At 51.2% G+C, this 20,871-nt stretch carries 16 protein-coding genes and 1 tRNA gene; 11 read left to right on the forward strand and 6 right to left on the reverse strand.

Going from position 1 to position 20,871, the window contains the following annotated elements:
• Nucleotides 1-87 precede the first annotated feature (87 nt).
• Nucleotides 88-1,104 carry a putative sulfate exporter family transporter gene (locus BKD14_RS01530; protein ID WP_075654017.1) on the forward strand — a complete coding sequence of 339 codons (1,017 nt, stop codon included), beginning with the start codon at nt 88-90 and terminating at the stop codon, nt 1,102-1,104.
• Nucleotides 1,105-1,245: 141 nt separating this feature from the next.
• Here BKD14_RS01530 and BKD14_RS01535 read toward each other — a convergent pair whose 3' ends face one another.
• The 4 genes from BKD14_RS01535 to aroA all read right to left on the reverse strand — a co-directional run bounded on the left by BKD14_RS01535 (nt 1,246) and on the right by aroA (nt 6,140).
• Complete coding sequence (locus tag BKD14_RS01535) at nt 1,246-1,989, reverse strand: glycoside hydrolase family 108 protein (RefSeq protein WP_075654018.1); 744 nt, start codon at nt 1,987-1,989, stop codon at nt 1,246-1,248.
• A gap of 274 nt (nt 1,990-2,263) precedes the next feature.
• A complete protein-coding gene (gene rpsA, locus BKD14_RS01540) occupies nt 2,264-3,964 on the reverse strand; it encodes a 30S ribosomal protein S1 (protein WP_022710244.1) in 1,701 nt (566 codons plus the stop codon).
• A gap of 176 nt (nt 3,965-4,140) precedes the next feature.
• Nucleotides 4,141-4,782 (reverse strand): (d)CMP kinase, encoded by a 642-nt coding sequence (gene cmk, locus BKD14_RS01545; protein WP_022710243.1) that lies wholly within the window; start codon nt 4,780-4,782, stop codon nt 4,141-4,143.
• A 5-nt stretch (nt 4,783-4,787) separates the two neighbouring features.
• A complete protein-coding gene (gene aroA, locus BKD14_RS01550) occupies nt 4,788-6,140 on the reverse strand; it encodes a 3-phosphoshikimate 1-carboxyvinyltransferase (RefSeq protein ID WP_022710242.1) in 1,353 nt (450 codons plus the stop codon).
• A gap of 349 nt (nt 6,141-6,489) precedes the next feature.
• On the opposite strand from aroA, the gene BKD14_RS01555 reads away from it, so the two are divergent.
• Together BKD14_RS01555 and BKD14_RS01560 are read left to right on the forward strand one after the other, a co-directional pair.
• A complete protein-coding gene (locus BKD14_RS01555; RefSeq protein ID WP_028233465.1) occupies nt 6,490-6,882 on the forward strand; it encodes a TIGR02300 family protein in 393 nt (130 codons plus the stop codon).
• 265 nt (nt 6,883-7,147) lie between these two features.
• Nucleotides 7,148-7,223: transfer RNA gene (locus BKD14_RS01560), tRNA-Ala, on the forward strand.
• 154 nt (nt 7,224-7,377) lie between these two features.
• On the opposite strand, the gene BKD14_RS01565 is transcribed toward BKD14_RS01560, so the two are convergent.
• A complete protein-coding gene (locus tag BKD14_RS01565) occupies nt 7,378-7,590 on the reverse strand; it encodes a hypothetical protein (RefSeq protein WP_028233464.1) in 213 nt (70 codons plus the stop codon).
• 149 nt (nt 7,591-7,739) lie between these two features.
• On the opposite strand from BKD14_RS01565, the gene BKD14_RS01570 reads away from it, so the two are divergent.
• A complete protein-coding gene (locus BKD14_RS01570; RefSeq protein WP_075654019.1) occupies nt 7,740-9,005 on the forward strand; it encodes an NAD(P)/FAD-dependent oxidoreductase in 1,266 nt (421 codons plus the stop codon).
• 142 nt (nt 9,006-9,147) lie between these two features.
• On the opposite strand, the gene BKD14_RS01575 is transcribed toward BKD14_RS01570, so the two are convergent.
• Nucleotides 9,148-10,809 carry an FMN-binding glutamate synthase family protein gene (locus tag BKD14_RS01575; RefSeq protein ID WP_022710238.1) on the reverse strand — a complete coding sequence of 554 codons (1,662 nt, stop codon included), beginning with the start codon at nt 10,807-10,809 and terminating at the stop codon, nt 9,148-9,150.
• Between the two features lie 823 nt (nt 10,810-11,632).
• Here BKD14_RS01575 and BKD14_RS01580 point away from each other — a divergent pair.
• From BKD14_RS01580 to BKD14_RS01610, 7 genes are all read left to right on the forward strand, one after another.
• Entirely contained in the window at nt 11,633-14,614 is a 2,982-nt protein-coding gene (locus BKD14_RS01580; RefSeq protein WP_245293540.1) for a DNA translocase FtsK, read from the forward strand.
• A 281-nt stretch (nt 14,615-14,895) separates the two neighbouring features.
• Nucleotides 14,896-15,114 carry a hypothetical protein gene (locus tag BKD14_RS01585; protein ID WP_022710234.1) on the forward strand — a complete coding sequence of 73 codons (219 nt, stop codon included), beginning with the start codon at nt 14,896-14,898 and terminating at the stop codon, nt 15,112-15,114.
• An 897-nt stretch (nt 15,115-16,011) separates the two neighbouring features.
• On the forward strand, nt 16,012-16,956 hold the full coding sequence (gene cyoA / locus BKD14_RS01590) for a ubiquinol oxidase subunit II (protein ID WP_022710232.1): 945 nt from the start codon (nt 16,012-16,014) through the stop codon (nt 16,954-16,956).
• Between the two features lie 76 nt (nt 16,957-17,032).
• Nucleotides 17,033-19,018 carry a cytochrome o ubiquinol oxidase subunit I gene (cyoB, locus tag BKD14_RS01595; RefSeq protein ID WP_022710231.1) on the forward strand — a complete coding sequence of 662 codons (1,986 nt, stop codon included), beginning with the start codon at nt 17,033-17,035 and terminating at the stop codon, nt 19,016-19,018.
• Nucleotides 19,015-19,641, forward strand: coding sequence for a cytochrome o ubiquinol oxidase subunit III (gene cyoC, locus BKD14_RS01600; protein ID WP_022710230.1), 627 nt, complete (start codon nt 19,015-19,017; stop codon nt 19,639-19,641). The genes cyoB and cyoC overlap by 4 nt, the downstream gene beginning before the upstream one ends.
• On the forward strand, nt 19,638-19,991 hold the full coding sequence (gene cyoD, locus BKD14_RS01605; protein ID WP_022710229.1) for a cytochrome o ubiquinol oxidase subunit IV: 354 nt from the start codon (nt 19,638-19,640) through the stop codon (nt 19,989-19,991). The genes cyoC and cyoD overlap by 4 nt, the downstream gene beginning before the upstream one ends.
• 212 nt (nt 19,992-20,203) lie before the next feature.
• Nucleotides 20,204-20,722: an SH3 domain-containing protein gene (locus BKD14_RS01610; protein WP_083646742.1), complete on the forward strand. Its 519-nt coding sequence runs from the start codon at nt 20,204-20,206 to the stop codon at nt 20,720-20,722.
• Nucleotides 20,723-20,871: the final 149 nt, after the last annotated feature.

Genomic DNA, 20,871 nt, shown 5'->3' on the forward strand with positions numbered 1-20,871 from the left:
TTTACTGAATGAAATATACCATATTTTCAAATGGAATGAATGGTTGAAATAAGCGATAGAATTGGAAAAATTATCGGAATAGCAGTCATGCCACACAAGCTTCGTTCTAATTTCTCCCGCATTTTACCCGGATTTATGCTCTGCCTTCTGGTCAGTATCGCAGCCTATGCTCTGGAATATATCGAGGCGCACTATTTCGGGCGGGCATGGCTGGAATCAATCGTGCTGGCTATTCTGATAGGCGCCGCAGTGCGTTCACTGTTCAGCCTTTCCGGCCGGTATCATGCAGGCATCCAGTTCTCATCCAAGATGGTTCTGGAAATTGCGATTGTGTTGCTCGGCGCATCCATCAGTGCGGAAGCGGTGATGCAGGCAGGGCCAGCTTTGATTGGCGGGATTGCCGGTGTTGTGATGCTGTCGATTGGTATCAGCTATTCAATCGGCCGGATGATGCGCCTGTCGCATCGTATGGCTGTGCTGGTGGCTTGCGGTAATTCTATCTGCGGTAACTCGGCAATCGCCGCCACAGCGCCGGTGATCGGTGCAAATAGTGATGATGTGGCCTCGTCGATTGCCTTTACAGCTGTGCTGGGTGTTGTCGTTGTTTTGTGTCTGCCTTTGCTGGTGCCGCTGCTGAATATGTCTGCCGCGCAATATGGTATTCTGGCAGGCCTGACAGTCTATGCGGTGCCGCAGGTCTTGGCCGCAACAGCCCCTGTGGCCGCATTGAGTGTGCAGATCGGTACATTGGTCAAGCTGGTGCGTGTGCTGATGCTGGGGCCGGTTATTGTGGCAATCGGTGTAATCGGTGCAAAGTCAGGTGGTGCCCGCCCGAAGCTGTCGCAGATGGTGCCATGGTTTATTATCGGCTTTCTGGGAATGATGGCGCTGCGCAGCCTGTCTCTGATCCCGCAAGCGGTGCTGCCTCCGCTGCATGAGGCAAGTACAGCCCTGACAGTGATTGCAATGGCTGGTCTCGGACTTGGTGTGGATGTGCGTACGGTGATGAAGGCCGGTGGTCGCGTCACACTGACCGCTGTCTTCTCCCTGCTGGCTTTGGGAGCAATCAGCCTATCACTGATTGCTCTGCTGGGCGTGGCCTGATTTTTGCATCAAATTCTTAAACGCATATTGCCCGCCCGCTTTTAAACGGGCGGGCAACAGAGCATTTCCGGTTTATCTTGAATCATTGGAAATGCTCTATTTCTTCTCTCGCATATCTTCTCCGAAACCGGTTCCCACTTTTCAGTTCTTTCTGCGACTGAGGAAATGCCACAGAACAGCAATGGTCAGAACAACCAGAATAACCGCGACAGCAATCTGAACGGGGCCATTGCCGGAGGCCATAGCGGTGATGCCGGTGAGTACACCGCTGAGCGGTGCCAGCGTTTCTGGTTTCTTGAGGATTGGCGGGATTGAAATTTTTGTTTCCCGTGGCTGATTTGGTTTTGTTTTTTTAGGCTGGCCGGAAGCCTCATTGGCCAGAGCAAGGGAACGGTTGCGTACGCGTTTGACGCGGGCTGTCCAGCCTTTGCCAAAAGTTTTGAAGGCAGAGAGTGTTTGCAGCCAGTTCTGCCGCAGGTCACAGAGATTATTGATGACAGAGGCAGGGTCGCGAAGATTGAGTGCGCTGAGTGTCTGATCTCCGATAATCCCGTCCTGAGAGGTTCCGGCAATTTTCTGCAGAGCTTTTGCTGCACGGGCAGGGCCGGAATTGATGGCAAAATCAAATACTGCATAGTCAATGCCGGCGGGCAGCACATCGCCGGCGATTTTATCCCAATAATTTTTCTTATAAATGTCGGCTGCTGTCTTCTGACTGAGGTTGCGGATATCGGCAGCAGATGCCTTTGTTCCCATCCATGCGGATAAGGTAGCCAGAGTGATCCCCATATTGGTGTGGCCACCCGGATCTGCCGGATGATTAACATATCCTCCCTCTTCTTCGAAGACATATGGCAAGACGTTTAAAAATGTCCCTTTTGCCATGGTGTTTCCTTTCGTTGAAATTTATTTTTAAAAGTCAATGTATAAAATATAAAAATACTGCAGTACAATAAGTATATTAACTCAATTTAAAACGCGTGTGAAATTGTTTATTTAAAGTATAAAATGATTTTCATTTGTTGTTATTTTGATATTGCTGTTTTGTATTTGTATTGTTGTAATAAAAAATCCCCCGCCGGATTGCTCCGGCGGGGGATTTTCAACTCTGGAATGGAGCAGAACTCAGATCACAAGGACAAGTTCTGCTTAATCCATATTAGTTGTTTTCGGACTTCTTCATTGCTGCTGCAAGAATGTCGCCGAGCGATGCGCCGCTGTCTGCGGAACCGTACTGAGCAACTGCTTCTTTTTCTTCAGCAATTTCGAGAGCCTTGATGGAAACCTGCAGCTTGCGGGTTTTCTTGTCGAAGGAGATAACGCGTGCGTCAACTTTCTGGCCAACGGAGAAACGCTCTGGGCGCTGCTCGTCACGGTCACGAGACAGATCCGAACGCTTGATGAAGCTTTCGATGTCGTGGTCAACCAGTTTAACTTCGATGCCGCCATCGGTGATGCCGGTTACTTCACAGGAAACAACTGCGTTTTTGCGCAGGTCGCCGGAAGAAGCTGCTTCACCAACGCTGTCGCCGGTCAGCTGCTTGATGCCGAGGGAGATACGTTCTTTTTCGATGTCTACATCGAGAACGACTGCCTTAACAACGTCACCTTTGTTGAACTCTTCGATAACCTGTTCGCCCGGACGGTTCCAGTCGAGATCCGACAGGTGAACCATGCCGTCTACATCGCCGTCGAGACCAATGAACAGGCCGAATTCGGTCTTGTTCTTGACTTCACCTTCAACAACGCTGTTGGCTGGGTATTTCTGAGCAAAGGTTGTCCATGGGTTGTCGAGGGTCTGCTTGAGACCGAGCGAAATACGGCGCTTGACCGGATCCACTTCGAGCACAACAACTTCGACTTCCTGAGAGGTTGACAGGATTTTGCCTGGGTGTACGTTCTTCTTTGTCCAGGACATTTCAGAAACGTGGATCAGACCTTCGATACCTGGTTCGATTTCAACAAATGCACCGTAATCGGTGATGTTGGTTACGTTACCGGTGATCTTTTTGCCGATCGGATATTTCGCACCGATGCCATCCCAAGGATCATTTTCCAGCTGCTTCATGCCCAGGGAAATACGATGTGTATCCTGGTTGATGCGGATGATCTGAACCTTAACCTGCTGACCGATGGTCAGGATTTCGGAAGGATGGTTTACACGGCGCCATGCCATGTCGGTAACGTGCAGCAGGCCGTCGATGCCGCCGAGGTCAACGAACGCACCGTAATCGGTGATGTTCTTAACAACGCCGTCAACAACCTGACCTTCTTCAAGGTTCTGAACGATTTCAGAACGCTGTTCCGCACGAGATTCTTCCAGAACGGTACGACGGGACACAACGATGTTGCCGCGACGCTTGTCCATTTTCAGGATTTCAAACGGCTGCGGGTTGTGCATCAGAGGGGTCACGTCGCGGATCGGACGAATGTCAACCTGTGAACGTGGCAGGAACGCAACGGCACCATCGAGATCAACGGTGAAACCACCCTTAACCTGATTGAAGATAACGCCATCAACGCGCTCACCTTTGCCGAATTTCTCTTCGAGGCGAACCCAGCTTTCTTCGCGGCGAGCTTTTTCGCGCGACAGAACAGCTTCGCCAAGCGCGTTTTCGATACGCTCAACGTAAACTTCTACTTCGTCGCCCGGCTTCATCGAGCCGTCTTTGCCCTTAGCGCCGAATTCCTTCAGCGGCACGCGGCCTTCAACTTTGAGACCTGCATCGATGATTGCCATGTCTTTTTCGATGGCAACAATACGGCCCTTAACAACATAACCTTCTGCAAGGTCATTATTGGCGAAGGACTCAGCCAGCAGAGCTTCAAAATCTTCGCGTGTCGGGTTAAAATCTGACATGTAGACTCCTGATGTATCCGTGAAATTCACGGGATACGGCGCCGGGGGTTGGTGTTTCGAGAAAGTCTGAAGACAAGCCGTTCTTAAAAAGAACAATCCGGCGCATGGCCTGAAAACAGACAATTTTTATATAAAAGACGCACAATTCGACAATTTTTCTGAAATTCAGACCAATGTCAGGCGCGCAATGCAGCATCTATCAGCTTTTTAGCTTCTAGAAATGCCGCTTCTATATCCATTTTACTGGTATCGATCAAGTGCGCATCGCTTGCAGGTTTTAAAGGCGAAGCAGAGCGGTTCATGTCGCGCTCATCACGGCGCTTCAGATCGTCCAGAACTTCATTATAATCCGCATCCGCGTTTTTTGCACGCATTTCATTAAAACGGCGCTCTGCACGCACTTCCGCTGAAGCGGTGATATAGAGTTTTACCGGCGCATCAGGGCAGACAACGGTGCCGATATCACGGCCGTCCAGCACAGTGCCGGGCAGGTTTTCTGCGAATTTGCGCTGCGCTTCCACAAGGGCATGACGCACTTCCGGCATGACGGCCACTTTCGAGGCTGCTTCCCCGATATCATGGGCGGACAGCACAGTGCGATCCAGCCCTTTGAGATCGAGTTCCTGTGCAGCGCGCGCAGCAATCGCTTCATCATCGAGCGGTAAACCCTGATCAATCAGGGCTTTAGCAACTGCACGATAGGTGAGGCCGGTATCCAGATGGTGAAAACCGTAATGCGTGGCAAGATTGCGGGCCAGCGTCCCTTTTCCGGAAGCTGCAGGCCCGTCAATGGCGATGATAAAAGCTTTATCCTGCATTGCGGTTATTTGGCTCCGGCCATGCTGATATCCGCACCCAAACCACGCATCAGATCCATGAATTCAGGGAAGCTGGTTGCGATCATTGTGGCATCATCAACCGTTACCGGTTTTTGAGAGGCCAGACCAAGCACAAGGAAGCTCATGGCAATACGGTGATCGAGATGGGTGGCAACAGTGCCGCCGCCAAAACCCTTGCCGGACGGATTACCGCGAACGCTCAGGCTCATCTCACCTTCTGTGCAGTCTACGCCATTGGCTTCAAGGCCACGGGCAACCGCTGCAAGGCGATCTGATTCTTTAACGCGCAACTCATCCAGACCATCCATAATGGTTTCACCTTCCGCAAACGCGGCGGCAATAGCCAGAACCGGATATTCGTCGATCATTGACGGTGCACGCTCAACCGGCACGGTGATGCCGGTGAGTTTTGACGAACGCACACGCAGGTCAGCCACATCTTCACCGCCTGCAAGGCGCGGATCGAGAATGTCGATCTGGGCACCCATTTCCTGCAAAGTGGTAATCAGGCCGGTGCGGGTCGGGTTCATCAGCACATTGCGGATGATAATATCCGAACCTTCGGTAATCAGCGCAGCAACCAGCGGGAAAGCGGTTGAGGACGGATCGCCCGGCACATCAATGATCTGACCGGTGAGCTTGCCCTGACCGGTGATATGGATATGACGGACGCCGTCCTTGTCAGTTTCAACGCTCAAATCCGCGCCGAAACCCTGCAGCATCTTTTCCGTATGGTCACGGGTCATCACCGGTTCGATCACTGTGGTCACGCCCGGCGTGTTGAGACCGGCCAGCAGAACTGCCGACTTCACCTGAGCCGAGGCCATTGGTACACGGTAACGGATCGGATTGGCGGTACGGGGGCCGCGTAATGTCAGCGGCAGACGGTCGCCTTCAGCGGCTTCAACCTGTACGCCCATTTCACGCAGCGGATTGAGCACACGTGCCATCGGACGCGAGGTGAGGGATGCGTCGCCCAGAAATGAAGTTTTCATATCATAGGTGCCGACCAGCCCCATGGTCAGGCGTACACCGGTACCGGCATTGCCGAAATCCAGCGGGGTTTCTGATTCCAGCAGGCAGCCATTGCCGGTGCCGTTGATGATCCAGATATCGCCTTCCTTACGGATTTGTGCGCCCATGGCCTGCATGGCTTTGCCGGTGGCCAGAATATCTTCGCCTTCCAGCAGGCCGGAAATGCGGGTTTCACCCGATGCAAGGCCGCCGAACATGAAAGAACGGTGAGAAATCGATTTATCGCCCGGAATACGGATATCGCCCTTCAGGTCGCGTGAACGACGGGAGGTTGCGGGTTTGGAAACTTGAGAGTGAGACATAATATTACAGTCAGTTTATGCTGCCGTTTTTTAAGCTTTAAGCGCGTTTCAGACAGCGCGGTCAATCGAGGTGGCAAAGGTCTAGCATAGGTTTAGCCGCAGGTCATCCTGCAAACTGAGCGGAATTTATGCGGGCGGAAGCCTGTGCGGCATTGTGCGGAAAAAGCGGCGTATTTTCGCCACGAAATACCGCAAAGCAGCATGATTCAGCAAAACATGTGTCTTTAGCTTTGACAAAGGCATCGAAATCCGTTTATGCACCAAAAAACACCGAAAAGGCTTTCCGGTTTTATCTCTTGTTTCAGGAGATGTGCGGATGCCGCAGCCGGCACAACTTATGAGGCTTGACGTGGCAAAATCTGAACTTGGCACAAAACGTATCGATCCGGAAACGGGCAAGAAATTTTATGATCTGAATAAGGACCCGATTGTTTCTCCTTATACAGGCAAATCCTATCCGCTGTCTTATTTCGAAACCAGCGTTGATACCCGCGTGGAAGAAGAAGAGACAGAAACCGAAGAACTGGATACAGCACTGGATGCACCGGAATTCGTATCTCTGGAAGATGCGGATGATGAAGCAAAAGGCGACGACATTCCTGATCTGGATGATGACGATGATGTGGATCTCGGCGATGACGATGATCCGTTCCTGACCACAGATGATGAAGACGAAGACGATGATGATATGTCCGGTCTTCTCGGCGGTGGCGGCGGTGTTGGCGACGACGACGAAAGCTGATCGCCGGTCATTCCGAACCTGAATTGCAAATGCCCTGCACTGACACCAGTGCAGGGCATTTTGTTTTTTAGTGCTTTTGCACTGCGGAAAAGATGTTTTGCTACAGGATTTGCAAATAATTTGAATAACTTTGAAAGAGTTTGATTTTTGCTCTTGATCTTCCGTAAAAGGCAATTTATGTAGCCGTCACGAACAGATCACAATCTGCTTCGCACCACCGGAACCGACGCTCAGGTCGGCATGTTTCAAAAACATGATCGGGAATGGGGCCATAGCTCAGCTGGGAGAGCGCTTGCATGGCATGCAAGAGGTCAGCGGTTCGATCCCGCTTGGCTCCACCAAAAAATCACAAAATATTTTATTCTATAAAACAATGTCTTGAAAAAGATGCTCTGTTTGATTCTCCATATTCCGATCAAGGGTTTTGCCTTGTCTGAAAAGGAACCAATTGGCTGTCAGTCAAATGAAAACCTTCTGATTAAGCTCAGAGCTTCATCAGAAATTCAGGTTCTTTGAGATTTGCCATTCATTATCGGCGTTCAGTTCTACGCGCTTGTTGCCTCGGTAGAAGATCGGGTTTCCGGTCTTCTTGTCCATGGAAAAGCGGGTAGGCGCAAGCCTGTCGTCCTCGTAGCCGGTTGTCGCCAAGGCAAGTGCTTCTTTGAATTTACCGTCTTTGCATAGGTTTTTAAAAAGGCTCAAATTCATTGGTTTGCTTTCATCCATCCTTGTTGCTCACCTGCTTTTAGGAACTTCCTGCTCATTAAGCTATGCCTTAGGCACGGTTAATGCAGCATAATGGCAAAATAGGTGGTATGTTTTCAGCCGAACAGATCTCATGCAGAACGGGATGCGTTATGAAAAAGAAGCTTGTGGTTATTGGTGCGGGTTTTGCAGGCCTGCAGGTCGTTCACGGGCTGAAAAATGCTGATATTGACATTACTTTGGTGGATCGCCGCAACCATCATCTTTTCCAGCCTTTGCTCTATCAGGTTGCAACCACCGTGCTTGCAACATCTGAAATAGCATGGCCGATCCGCCATCTTTTCCGTGACCGCGAGGAAGTGACAACTCTGCTTGATGAGGTTGTCGGTATTGACCGTATTCAAAAAACAGTGCGCCTGCGCAACAGTGCTGAATTGCCTTATGACATACTGGTTCTGGCAACGGGTGCACGCCACGCCTATTTCGGTAAAGATAAATGGGAAGCCTTTGCGCCGGGTCTGAAAACACTGGAAGATGCAACGACAATTCGCAGGCGCATGTTGCTGGCTTTTGAACAGGCGGAACTGGAGACGGATCCGGCCAAGCGTGAAGCATTACTGACATTCGCGGTGATCGGTGCGGGGCCGACAGGTGTTGAAATGGCCGGTATGATTGCAGAACTTGCCCATCACACGCTGCCGCGTGAGTTTCGCCGTATTGATACACGTCAGGCGAAAGTTCTGCTGGTTGAGGCCGGAGCGCGTGTTTTGCCGAGCTTCAGTGAAGATCTATCCGGTTATGTCCGCAATGCCCTGACAAAGCTCGGCGTTACCGTTCGTACCGGCGTGCCGGTTACAGCCTGTGATGAGAGCGGTATTACAATCGGTGAGGAGCCGATTGCCTGTCGTACAATCGTGTGGGCGGCCGGTGTGCAGGCGTCGCCTGCGGCGCAGTGGCTTGGAGCAGAATCGGATCGTGCGGGCAGGGTGGTTGTCACTAAGGATTTGCGGCTTGCGGATGATCCGTCAATTTTTGTGATCGGTGATACGGCCTTGGTCAAATGGGGTGAGGATCAATCCGTGCCCGGCATTGCTCCCGCTGCCAAACAACAGGGTAGCTTTGTTGCAAAATGCATTCGTGCCATGCTGAAAGGCGCGCCTGCACCTGAAATATTCACATATCGCCATCAGGGCAATCTGGCGACAATCGGCCGAAAAGTTGCTGTTATCGAATTCGGAAAATTCAAGCTGAAAGGCATTCTGGCGTGGTGGATATGGGGGCTTGCCCATATCTATTTTCTGATCGGAACGCGTTCACGACTTGCAGTCGCGTGGAGCTGGCTCTGGATTTATCTGAGCGGATTACAAAGCGCCCGTCTCATCACGCAAAAAGAAACCATGCGTGATCCTGAAGTTTGAAGGCATAAAAATCCCGCCTCAAGCATTTCCAGCAAAAGTGCGAAGCGTCTCCGCAGGGAAATCAGTTCGCCGGACTGATTTCTTTTCCTGCTGTGATGCGTCGGACAATGCGGGAAAGTAAAAGATTGGCGGGATTTTTATATCAGGCAGCAATTTTGCGGCGCATAAACGGCCCATGCGGGATTTCCGGTGGCGCAAAAGTTTCAGCAGAAGCACGATCCCAACGGCTGTACCAGTCAGACAGCTCCTCAATTTCAGGGCCGGAGACCAGAAAGCCGTTTGGCAGATACGGATAGACCTCATTACCGTCGAGGAATTCATTGTCCTTTTGGCGGAACATGAAATGATAAGGCATGAAGTCACGCGGATCGCTGAGACCTGCCGCACCGGCAAGCTCACCCAGAGCATGCATTGTATTGCGGTGGAAACGTGCAACACGGTTGCTTTTATCGCCGACATCGATCGCACGCTGACGTAAAGGATCCTGCGTGGCAATACCGACAGGGCAGGTATTGGTGTGGCAAGACTGCGCCTGAATACAGCCGACAGCAAACATGAAGCCGCGTGCCGAGTTACACCAGTCTGCGCCCAGAGCAAAAGTACGGGCAATATCAAAGGCCGAGACGATTTTACCGGCCGCACCGATTTTGATCTCGTGGCGGATACCGGCACCACGCAGCGTATTATGCACAAAGGTCAGACCTTCAAGCATCGGCATACCAACGCGATTGGCAAATTCCAGCGGAGCCGCGCCGGTGCCGCCTTCTTTCCCGTCAACGACGATGAAATCAGGATAAATACCGGTTTTCAGCATGGCTTTGACCATCGACATGAATTCACGACGGTGGCCGATACACAGTTTGAAGCCGACAGGCTTGCCGCCGGAGAGTTCACGCAACTGGCCGATAAATTTCATCATGCCGATCGGCGTGGAGAACGTATTATGCGCAGGCGGTGAGATGCAATCCTTGCCCATCGGAATGCCGCGTGCTTCGGCAATCTCCGGTGAGATTTTCTTGGCTGGCAGCATACCGCCATGACCGGGTTTTGCGCCCTGACTGATTTTCAGCTCAATCATTTTGACCTGAGGATCAGCAGCCTGAACGGCAAATTTCTCCGGTGAGAATGTGCCGTCATCATTACGGCAGCCAAAATAGCCGGATGCAACCTGATAGATCAGATCGCCGCCGCCTTCGCGGTGGTAACGGCTGATACTGCCTTCGCCGGTATCATGGGCAAAACCACCAATTTTTGCGCCTTTGTTCAAAGCAAGAATGGCATTGGCAGAAAGCGCGCCGAAGCTCATGGCCGAAATATTATACAGGCTGGCATCATAAGGCTGTTTGCAGGCAGAGCCGCCGATACGGACACGGAAATCCGTATCTTTAATCACCATAGGAACAGCAGAATGGGTCAGCCATGCATAGCCGGAACTATAAACATTTTCGATCGTACCGAACGGGCGTTTGTCCTCAACGCCTTTGGCGCGCTGATAAACCAGACCGCGGATTTCGCGGCTGAACGGTTCCTCATCGCGGTCGCCTTCAATAATATACTGGCGCAGTTCCGGACGGATACTTTCGAGAATAAAGCGCATATGCCCGATGATCGGGTAATTGCGCAGAATTGCGTGTTTGGACTGAAAAATATCATAGACGCCCAGCCCAAGCAGTGAGCTTGAGACCGCAGTGATGATAAGGAGCCATTCGCTGTAAAAGACTGCCCCGATAAAAGAGGCAATGGTCAGGAGCGCAACACAAGTGAGAACTGCATAACGCTGATAAGAGAGCATGATTGTCACCATCTTTATATGAGCCTGAACGGGGCGCTCTTCACGGGAAAGAGTCGGTTGCCCGACCGGTTGGCGTCTCCTTAGCTCACCCGTTCAGCGATTGCGAGAGGGATTATTGCTTTGATGTGCAGGGATTTGAGGGAAAATTTGAGCAATTCATTGTGATTGAGCGGAAAACAGCTCTGTTTTCTGCTTAGCACCGGTCTTTACGGAGTATTTTCTTCCATAATCGGTTGCAGTGAGAAGCTGCAAATTATACCGGCCGGCTCATAATGCCTGACTGCTGCGCCTTTGCTTGTGGTTTACGCGTATGAAGGCAGTGCAGAAATATTGTTGCGCATCGAAATCCTGCGTTACTCATCCGCTATATATTTGAAAATATTTTATAAATTTAACATTTCACGCAAGAGAGACGGCTGATTTTCGTCTTTTCCGGCCGATCACAAATGCGATTTGGAAGGAACTTATTAACCTTCATTTTTTATTACTTTGTGGACAGAACTCAGTAGCGTATTTTTGGTTTTTCAGGTCCATGCGTATTCCCCGATCCAATTTCTCCATTGCAACGACTGACCGCTTTGCGGTTTCCGCTGACATGCGTGAACCGGTATCTCAGCCGCAGGAAATACAGAGGCCGGAACAATCTGCTTCTGGCGCTCCTGCACCCGTATCACAGCCGCAAGCGGAACATGTCGTTACAGAATCAGAGGTGGCGGAAATAATCTCCGTTGCCCCTCTCAGCTATGCTCCGGCGGTTGTGACAGAAGTCGCACCGGCAGCATCGACTGCCGCCCCTGTGCCCGTTACCCCGTCATACCCGCCTAGGAGTAAGCAGATGAGCAACAATTTTGCGGTTAAGCATTGGATGGATCAGGACAGATCCGCAAAGGCAGAAGAACAGACTGCGGTCGCGCAGCCTGCTGCGCAGGAACCTGTTGCAGCAACTATGCCTGCCGCGCCGCAGGCCGTATCTGCTCCGGTACATCCGAAACCGGCCAATCCGACGATGACCGTGCCTAATCCGCATGTGGCCTATCAGGGCTTGTCTGTACGTGAGCAATTCGGCTCCGGCGAAAAGGTCTGGAAGAATGCTTTTGCTTTGGCCGAGAATGTACGTTTTACCCGCACACCTGAAAATGAATTGCAGCGTTTGCGCGCCAAGCTGATTGAAGAATTCGGTGCGGAAGAAGAAGTGCAGCCATCTGCCCCTGTGCAGAAAGAAGTAGCTGCAACACCTGTCATGCAGCCTGCCACCTCCGCTCCTGTGACTGCCCAGCCTGTTCGTACTGCGCCGGTTTTGCGCGGGCCTTCAAGCATGATTGTTGCTGCGCGTTTGCGCCTGCCGGTTGTTCCGGTTGCACCGCATGTTGAAGCTGCGACACCTCTGGCCGGTACCGTGCCGACACCGGTGGTCTCAATCGTGCCGGAAGCCGAAGTGGTCAATGCTGTGGTTTCGCATCTGCCTGAGCCGCAGCAGCCTGTGCTTGCTGAACCTGTTGCTCCGGTTGCTGAGACAGAGCAGGGCGGTTTGCAGCTGAGCCATCTGTCTGATTTTGCCTTCTGGGAATTTGCCGGATTGCCGGAAATTGCCCCTGCTGCGGAAGCTGTTGTTGAGACAGTGACAGAACCGGCAGAAATGCCTGCACCTGTATTGGCACCTGTAGCCGTGATGCCTGTCGCGGAAGCGGCACCCGTTGCGGAAGAAAAATCAATTCTGAGCATGTTCCGCACCGTTGAATGGCGGCCGGCGCATGAAGAAGCGCAGATTGCTGAAACCGTAGCGGAAACTGTTGTGGAAACCGCAGTCGAGATGGAAGCTGAAACACCGGCACCGATTGCGGAAGCCGTGGCTGAGCTTGCAGAAACTGTTGCTGTTGCGGCGGAGCCTGCACAGACTGTCAGCAATCCGTTCCTGCCATCCTTTAGTTTTGGCCTGTCCGGTTATCAGATGCCGGTCTATTCAATTGCCACACAGGCATTGAATATGCAGCCGCCGCTGAATGCAGTGTCCGTACCGGTAGCAGAAGAAGCTGTGGCCGTTGCTGCCGAGCCGCTTGCAGAAATGCCAGCTGAAATAGTTGCTGAAACAATTGCTGAAGCAGTTGCTGAAACTGTGGTGGAAGATTGTGATCTGGTGCAGGAAACTGTGGCAGAACAGGAAGAAGCACCTGTTGCACCAACTGTTGCACCGGTAACATTCGCTGCCGCTCCTGCGCCACGCAATCCGTCGGCCTCGATCAACTTGTCGATTTTCTCGCCGACCGCGATTGAAACCGGAACTGTAATGTCCGGTGAAGGTTATGAATATCCGCCTCGTGCTTTGTTGCAGGAGCCTGTTTATAAAGACGGTGCGATTATTTCGCAGGAAATGCTGGAACGCAGCGCTGGTTTGCTGGAAAGCATTCTGGAAGATTTCGGTGTGCGTGGTGAAATTATCCATGTGCGTCCGGGTCCGGTTGTTACACTCTATGAATTTGAGCCTGCGCCGGGTGTTAAATCCTCCCGCGTAATTGGTCTGGCTGATGATATTGCCCGTTCCATGTCAGCTCTGTCTGCCCGTGTTGCAGTGGTACCGGGCCGTAATGTGATCGGTATTGAATTGCCGAATTCGATCCGCGAAACGGTTTATTTCCGTGAGCTGATTGAATCGCCTGCTTTCGAGCGCACCAATTGCCGTTTGGCGCTCTGCCTTGGCAAAACCATCGGCGGTGAGCCGGTAATTGCCGAGCTTGCAAAGATGCCGCATCTGCTGGTTGCCGGTACGACCGGTTCCGGTAAGTCGGTGGCAATCAACACCATGATCCTGTCATTGCTCTACCGTCTGAAGCCGGAAGAATGCCGCCTGATCATGATCGATCCGAAAATGCTGGAACTGTCGATCTATGACGGTATTCCGCATCTGCTCACTCCTGTCGTAACCGATCCGAAAAAGGCCGTCGTGGCACTGAAATGGACCGTGCGCGAAATGGAAGAGCGCTATCGCAAGATGTCGCGTCTCGGTGTGCGTAATATTGACGGCTATAATGCCCGTGCAGCTGCAGCGCGTGAAAAAGGTGAGACTGTTACCTGTACCGTTCAGGCAGGTTTTGACAAGGCGACCGGTGAAATCCTGTATGAAGAACAGGAAATGGATCTGACGCCAATGCCTTACATCGTCGTTATTGTCGATGAAATGGCCGATCTGATGATGGTTGCCGGTAAGGAAATCGAAGGTGCGATCCAGCGTCTGGCGCAGATGGCGCGTGCGGCCGGTATTCACCTGATCATGGCGACACAGCGACCTTCTGTTGATGTGATCACCGGCACGATCAAGGCGAATTTCCCGACCCGTATTTCCTTCCAGGTGACGTCGAAGATTGACAGCCGTACCATTCTCGGTGAGCAGGGTGCTGAGCAACTGCTTGGTCAGGGCGATATGCTGCATATGGCCGGTGGCGGTCGCATTGTCCGCGTCCATGGTCCTTTCGTATCGGATGAGGAAGTCGAAAAGGTCGTCAATCACCTGAAAGAACAGGGGCGTCCTGATTATCTGGCAACCGTAACTGCTGATGAAGAAGACACGGAAGCGGTTGAAGATGACAGTGCGGTCTTTGATAAGAGCGATATGGCATCCGATGACGGTGATGATCTCTACGAAAAGGCTGTCAAAGTGGTGCTGCGGGATAAGAAATGCTCGACATCCTATATCCAGCGCCGCCTGTCGATCGGTTATAACCGTGCCGCATCTCTGGTGGAGCGTATGGAGCAGGAAGGTCTTGTCGGCGCTGCCAATCATGTCGGTAAGCGCGAGATCATCGGCCAGAATGACGGTATGTAATCCGTTAGGCTGATCTGCTGTCTTTCAGCAAATAGAAATATGAATACTGCCTGCCGGAAAATATACCGGCGGGCAGTTTTTGTTTTTAAGCTATTAGATATATGTAAGTTATAATTTTATAATGTAATGCAGGTCATTTTTATTGCGCAGAAATATCATTTTGCGGAGATCTTGTTAAAAAATGACAGTTATTTGCTGTTGTTAAATGCGCCATCTTCACGTCATATTAACCATATGGGTGCATAAAGGGGAGGAGAACCCTGAGATGCGTGAGGTGGGGTATGCAGCGCTACAGATTTGATCAGAAAACCATAGTCGTACAGGCGATTGTCGAAATGATTAAGCGTGGTGTGCCTGCTTCCGAGATGGATATTTATCTCAGCCGCATGGGGCCTGTTGATCTCGATATGCTGCAGCAATGTATGGATGAGGTTTATGCCTATATTGCGCAGGAAGAGGAAAGAGAACAGGAACTGTATCAGGATCGCGCCGTAGCATAATCCGGCTGTCAGGCTGTGCTTATGCCGGAGCAGCAGGATGCAAAAGCAAGATAGATGACACAAAGATAACGTAAATCTGTCATGCTCTTGAAATAATCGGGGCCTATACATAAATAAAGTTTAAGAAATTCGCCTGACTATTGACCACGGATGTACTGGCATTGGTTGAGGCGTTTCATGGAAGGTCGGGACATCCCGGCCTTTTTCATTTTCTAAAGCTTTTTTGCCTAGAGCGGTTGATGTCCGGATTGCATCATATCGCTCGCTCTGTCTCCTTGTTTTTACGCATGTCGTTATCGGAAAACCGGTGCCCGCTTTTCCGTGACATGCTCTGGATTCTTTATTTGGTCGCATTATCACTGCCGTCAAGCTGAGCCCGCCTGACTGTGAAATGCTTTGGACCTTTGCAGCTGTTTCCTGATTTCCCTGTTTCATGTGCCGTCTTATGCCTGCCGGATAGTTTTTGCTCCAGACGCGGAAACGTGACCGAGATTCATCTTGCTGTTAGATGCTTTCCTGCTTATAGAAACCGCAAAAGTTCTGGATGCCGGAATGAATCGGTCTGATATGCCCGTCAATTATGGGTTCAGACATTCGATATTCCGGTCTGATGGGAGCAGCTTTTATCTTTTCTAAGAGATGAAATTGCTCCGGCCGGGTTTTCTGAAATATGTGCGTATAGGCGTCGGTGTTGAAATACGGCGCTTTTTTGTTTATGAATTTCAGAATTTACCGAAACTACTGTATGTTCTTCTTAGTCTGAAACAATGTCAGATAAGAAATAATACAGCATTTCAAAGCAGTTAAGATGTTTTTGAGCTTATTCATGAGCCTGAAATATCTTGGTGAATGTTGATATGTGGCCTGTCCCGGGCGCATTCAAGACGGAAAAATTAAATGAAACACAGATTATTCCGGTCGGCAGGTATCGGTGCGGTTCTGATGCTGACGGCTATACTGGCAGGGTGTCAGCAGGTTGTGCTGTTTCCTAAAGGCGAAGTCGGCATTAAAGAACGCGACCTGATTGTTTTCGCGACAGTCATCATGTCGCTGATTGTTGTGCCGGTCATTATCGCGACCTTGTATTTCGCGAATAAATATCGCGCCAACAAAGATAATGAATATCTGCCGGACTGGCATCACTCAAACAAGATTGAAGCCGCTGTCTGGATTATTCCGTGCATCGTCATTCTCATTCTTGGTTATGTGACCTGGATTAAGACCCATGAGCTCGATCCGTACCGCCCGCTGGAACATGCGGCAAAGCCGGTTCAGGTTGAAGTTGTGGCTATGAACTGGAAATGGCTGTTCATCTATCCGGAGCAGGGGATTGCCTCGGTGAATGAATTGGTCGTACCGGTTGATCGTCCGCTGAACTTCCGCATCACTTCCGGTCACACGATGAACTCCTTCTTCATTCCGGCTCTGGGCGGTCAGGTTTATGCAATGCCTGGCATGCAGACCAAGCTGCACCTCATCGGCAATGAAATCGGTGCTTATGAAGGTATCTCCGCGAACTATAGCGGTGACGGTTTTGCGCAGATGCGTTTCACAACCCATGTGAAAAACGAAGCCGACTTTGAAAAATGGGTTTCCGAAGTTCGCACCTCTGACAAAGCACTGAACCGTGCCGGTTATATCGAGCTGGATCAGCCGACAGAGAAGCATCCGGTTACGCATTATGCCTCAACTGAGCCTGGTCTGTTCAGTGCTGTTATCGGTCGTTGTGTGGATGGCAAGACCCCGTGTGTCAGCCATGGCGGCGGCAGCGTACAGAAGCTTTCACCATTCATCACATCCTCTGTGAAAAAAGAATCGCCTGCGGAACCTGCGTCTAACTGACGGGATTTCGTGACTTTAGGCAGGCAGACCATTGGCAGATTATGGCCAATGGTTTTGCCATTAAAAGTGTAGAGAAATGTTCGGAAAACTTACCCTGGCGGATATTCCGCTTCACGAACCGATACTTGTGGTCACTTTAAGTGCCGTTGTACTCGGCGGTTTGTCTCTGTTCGCAGCCATTACCTATTTCGGTAAATGGGGCGTATTGTGGCGTGACTGGCTGACAACTGTCGATCATAAGCGCGTTGGTATCATGTATATCATTCTGGCGCTGGTGATGCTGTTCCGCGGCTTCTCCGATGCCGTGATGATGCGCGCCCAGCAGGCTATGGCCTCCGGCGCCAATGAAGGCTTCCTGCCTCCGCACCACTATGACCAGATCTTCACTGCCCATGGCGTGATCATGATCTTCTTCGTGGCGATGCCGTTTATCGTTGGTCTGATGAACTTTGCAGTTCCGCTGCAGATCGGTGCCCGCGACGTTGCGTTCCCTTACCTGAACTCCCTGAGCTTCTGGCTGACTGTTGCCGGTGCTATTCTGGTAAACATCTCGCTCGGCGTCGGTGAATTCGCCCGTACAGGCTGGCTGGCTTATCCGCCGCTGTCCGGTCTGGAATACAGCCCCGGTGTCGGTGTTGATTATTACCTCTGGGCTTTGCAGATTTCCGGTATGGGTACGCTGCTCTCCGGTGTGAACCTTATCGCAACCATCATCAAAATGCGCGCTCCCGGCATGACAATGATGCAGGTTCCGGTTTTCACATGGACTGCCCTCTGCTCGAACATTCTGATCGTTGCAGCGTTCCCTATCCTGACTGTAACCCTGTCGCTCCTGCAGCTTGACCGTTATCTTGGTATGCATTTCTTCACCAATGATTTCGGTGGCAATCCGATGATGTATATCAACCTCATCTGGATCTGGGGTCACCCGGAAGTTTATATTCTGGTTCTGCCTTGCTTTGGTGTGTTCTCGGAAGTTATCGCGACTTTCTCTGCCAAGCGTCTGTTCGGTTATACTTCAATGGTCTATGCGACCGTTGCCATTACCGTTCTGGCCTTCCTCGTCTGGGCTCACCACTTCTTTACAATGGGTGGCGGTGCCTCCGTTAACGCCTTCTTCGGCGTGGCGACAATGATTATTTCGATCCCGACAGGGGCGAAAATCTTCAACTGGCTGTTCACGATGTATAAAGGCCGCGTGCGTATGGAAACGCCGGTTCTGTGGACTGTCGGCTTCATGTGTACCTTTGTGGTCGGTGGTATGACCGGCGTTATGCTTGCAATTCCGCCTGCGGACTTTGTACTGCACAATTCCGTATTCCTGATCGCGCATTTCCATAACGTGATTATCTCCGGCGTGCTGTTCGGTTGTTTTGCCGGCTTCATCTACTGGTTCCCGAAAGCATTCGGTTTCCGTCTCGATGAAACCTGGGGCAAACGCGCATTCTGGTGCTGGCTGACCGGTTTCATTCTTGCCTTCATGCCGCTCTATATTCTGGGCTTCATGGGTATGACCCGCCGTATCAACCACACTGAAAATCCGGCATGGCAGATTTACCTGATTATTGCCGCTATCGGTGCTGCAATCATTCTGGTTGGTATTGCCTGTCAGATCATTCAGGTTCTGGTGTCCATCCGCAACCGCGAAGCACTGCGTGACCACACCGGTGATCCGTGGGAAAACGGCCGTACGCTGGAATGGTCTGTGGCTTCTCCTGCTCCGTTCTACAACTTCTCTGAAACACCGCGTGTTCAGGATGTTGATGCTTACTGGGATATGAAGAAGCGTGGCGTGAAGCGTAAAACCGACAAGTTCAAGCCAATTCATATGCCGCGTAATACCGGCACCGGTTTCATCATCGGTATGGTTTGTATCGCGCTTGGTTTTGCCGGTGTATGGCATATCTGGTGGCTGGCGATTGCGGCTACTCTGGCCATCATCGCGATCAGCATCATCCATTCTTTCAACAATAACCGCGACTACTATGTCACTGCGGAAGAAGTGCAGCGCATCGAAGATGAGCATACGCTCAAGCTGCAGTCTTTGGGAGTTAAGCCATGAGTGCCGCTGTAACGCACGCTAACGATCACGCCCACGGGCATGACGACGATCACGAGCACCACGATTCCCGCGGCACGACACTGATCGGCTTCTGGATCTACCTGATGAGTGACTGTGTCATCTTCTCGGGTCTGTTTGCCACCTTTGCAGTTCTCTCGCGTTCATACGCGGGAGGACCGACCGGCTGGGAACTGTTCGATCTGAATTTCATTGCTGTGGAAACCGCTCTGCTGCTGTTCTCCAGCCTGACCTATGGCTTCGCGATGATCGCGATGTCACGTAAAAAACAATCCGCCATGCTTGGCTGGATTGCCGTGACATTCCTGCTCGGCGCAGCCTTTCTGGCGATGGAAATCTATGAATTCCATCACCTGATCGAAATCGGTGCCGGTCCTGGCCGTTCTGCATTCCTGTCCGCCTTCTTCGTATTGGTCGGTACGCACGGTCTGCACATTCTGTTTGGTCTGATCTGGATTCTGGTTCTGGTCGCGCAGGTTCTGCGTTCCGGTCTGACAGAAGCCAACCAGACCCGTCTGATGTGCCTCAGCCTGTTCTGGCACTTCCTTGATGTTGTCTGGATCGGTGTATTCTCGATTGTTTATCTGATGGGAGTTCAGGCATGAGTTCCGCGCATAAAACTGAAGCATCAGCCAGCGAAACCAAGAATTATATCATCGGTTTCATTCTGGCCGTCATCCTCACAGCCGTTCCTTTCGGCGTGGTGATGGGACAGTATTTTGACACCACCACAACCGTTGCCATTATTATGGTTTTCGGTGCGGTACAGATGATTGTTCATCTGGTTTACTTCCTGCACATGGATTCCAAATCCGAGGGCGGCTGGACATTGCTGGCTCTGCTCTTCACCGTGCTGATTTTGGCGATTGTTCTGATCGGCTCGCTGTGGATCATGAACCATCTGGCCATCAATATGATGGAAGTCAGCCCTGAGGCCGCACGCGCGCTGCCATAAGGTGCAATATGGGTGAGCTTGTCTCACTTACCTGAATAACAATGAACGGCGCTGCTTTGGCAGCGCCGTTTTTTATGCATTTTATATTGAGATGCATTGGTAACCTGTCTCAAATTACAGTCCTTATTCTTTCATAATTTTGATCTTCTCAAAGCGCGTCATTTAAAATTTGCATTCATTTAAATTTTTTCAATTTTAACTTGGTGATTTCGATGAAGATTATTTCAATAATTTCAGGGCTAATGCTGCTGGTAGGAACCGGCATTGTGCAGGCGCAGGTCGCTACTGTTTCGGGTACTGTCAATTTACGGCAGGGGCCGGGCACAAACTATACGCGGATTGCAGCTTTGCCGCGCGGTGCGGCGGTGCATATTGAGAGTTGCCGCGGCAGCTGGTGTCATATCAGAAGCAGCTGGGGGATAGGTTGGATAAGTGGCCGTTATTTATCTCAATCCTATCAGGGCTATAATGCTGCACCGGTCTATAATACGCAGCCGCAAGTCACTTTCGGGCTGAATATCGGATCAGGTTTTTATGATGATCCGTTTTATGCCCCGTATTATCAACCTTATTACACGGGCTGGCACCCGCCTTATTACCGGCCTTGGTATCGTCCGGGCTACCGGCCTTATGGGCCACGCTATAATCCTCGTCCTTTTGGCCGGCAGGGCTGGAGCCCCCGATGGGGTGTGGGGCCTGTGCATTTTCCGCGCGGAGGATGGCGCAGATAGGATCTGATAAGGCAGATTCTGCAAGGCGATTCCCTGTTATGGAAAACGTGGTTCCGTGGCAGGACTCTTTAAGGGAGGTGGCTGTATTTTAACCAATGCGCATTTTCTTGGAACGTGTTGCAATCCGTATGACAAATGCTTTCCGGAAC

Source organism: Pseudochrobactrum sp. B5 (assembly GCF_001939785.1).
GTDB lineage: Bacteria > Pseudomonadota > Alphaproteobacteria > Rhizobiales > Rhizobiaceae > Pseudochrobactrum > Pseudochrobactrum saccharolyticum.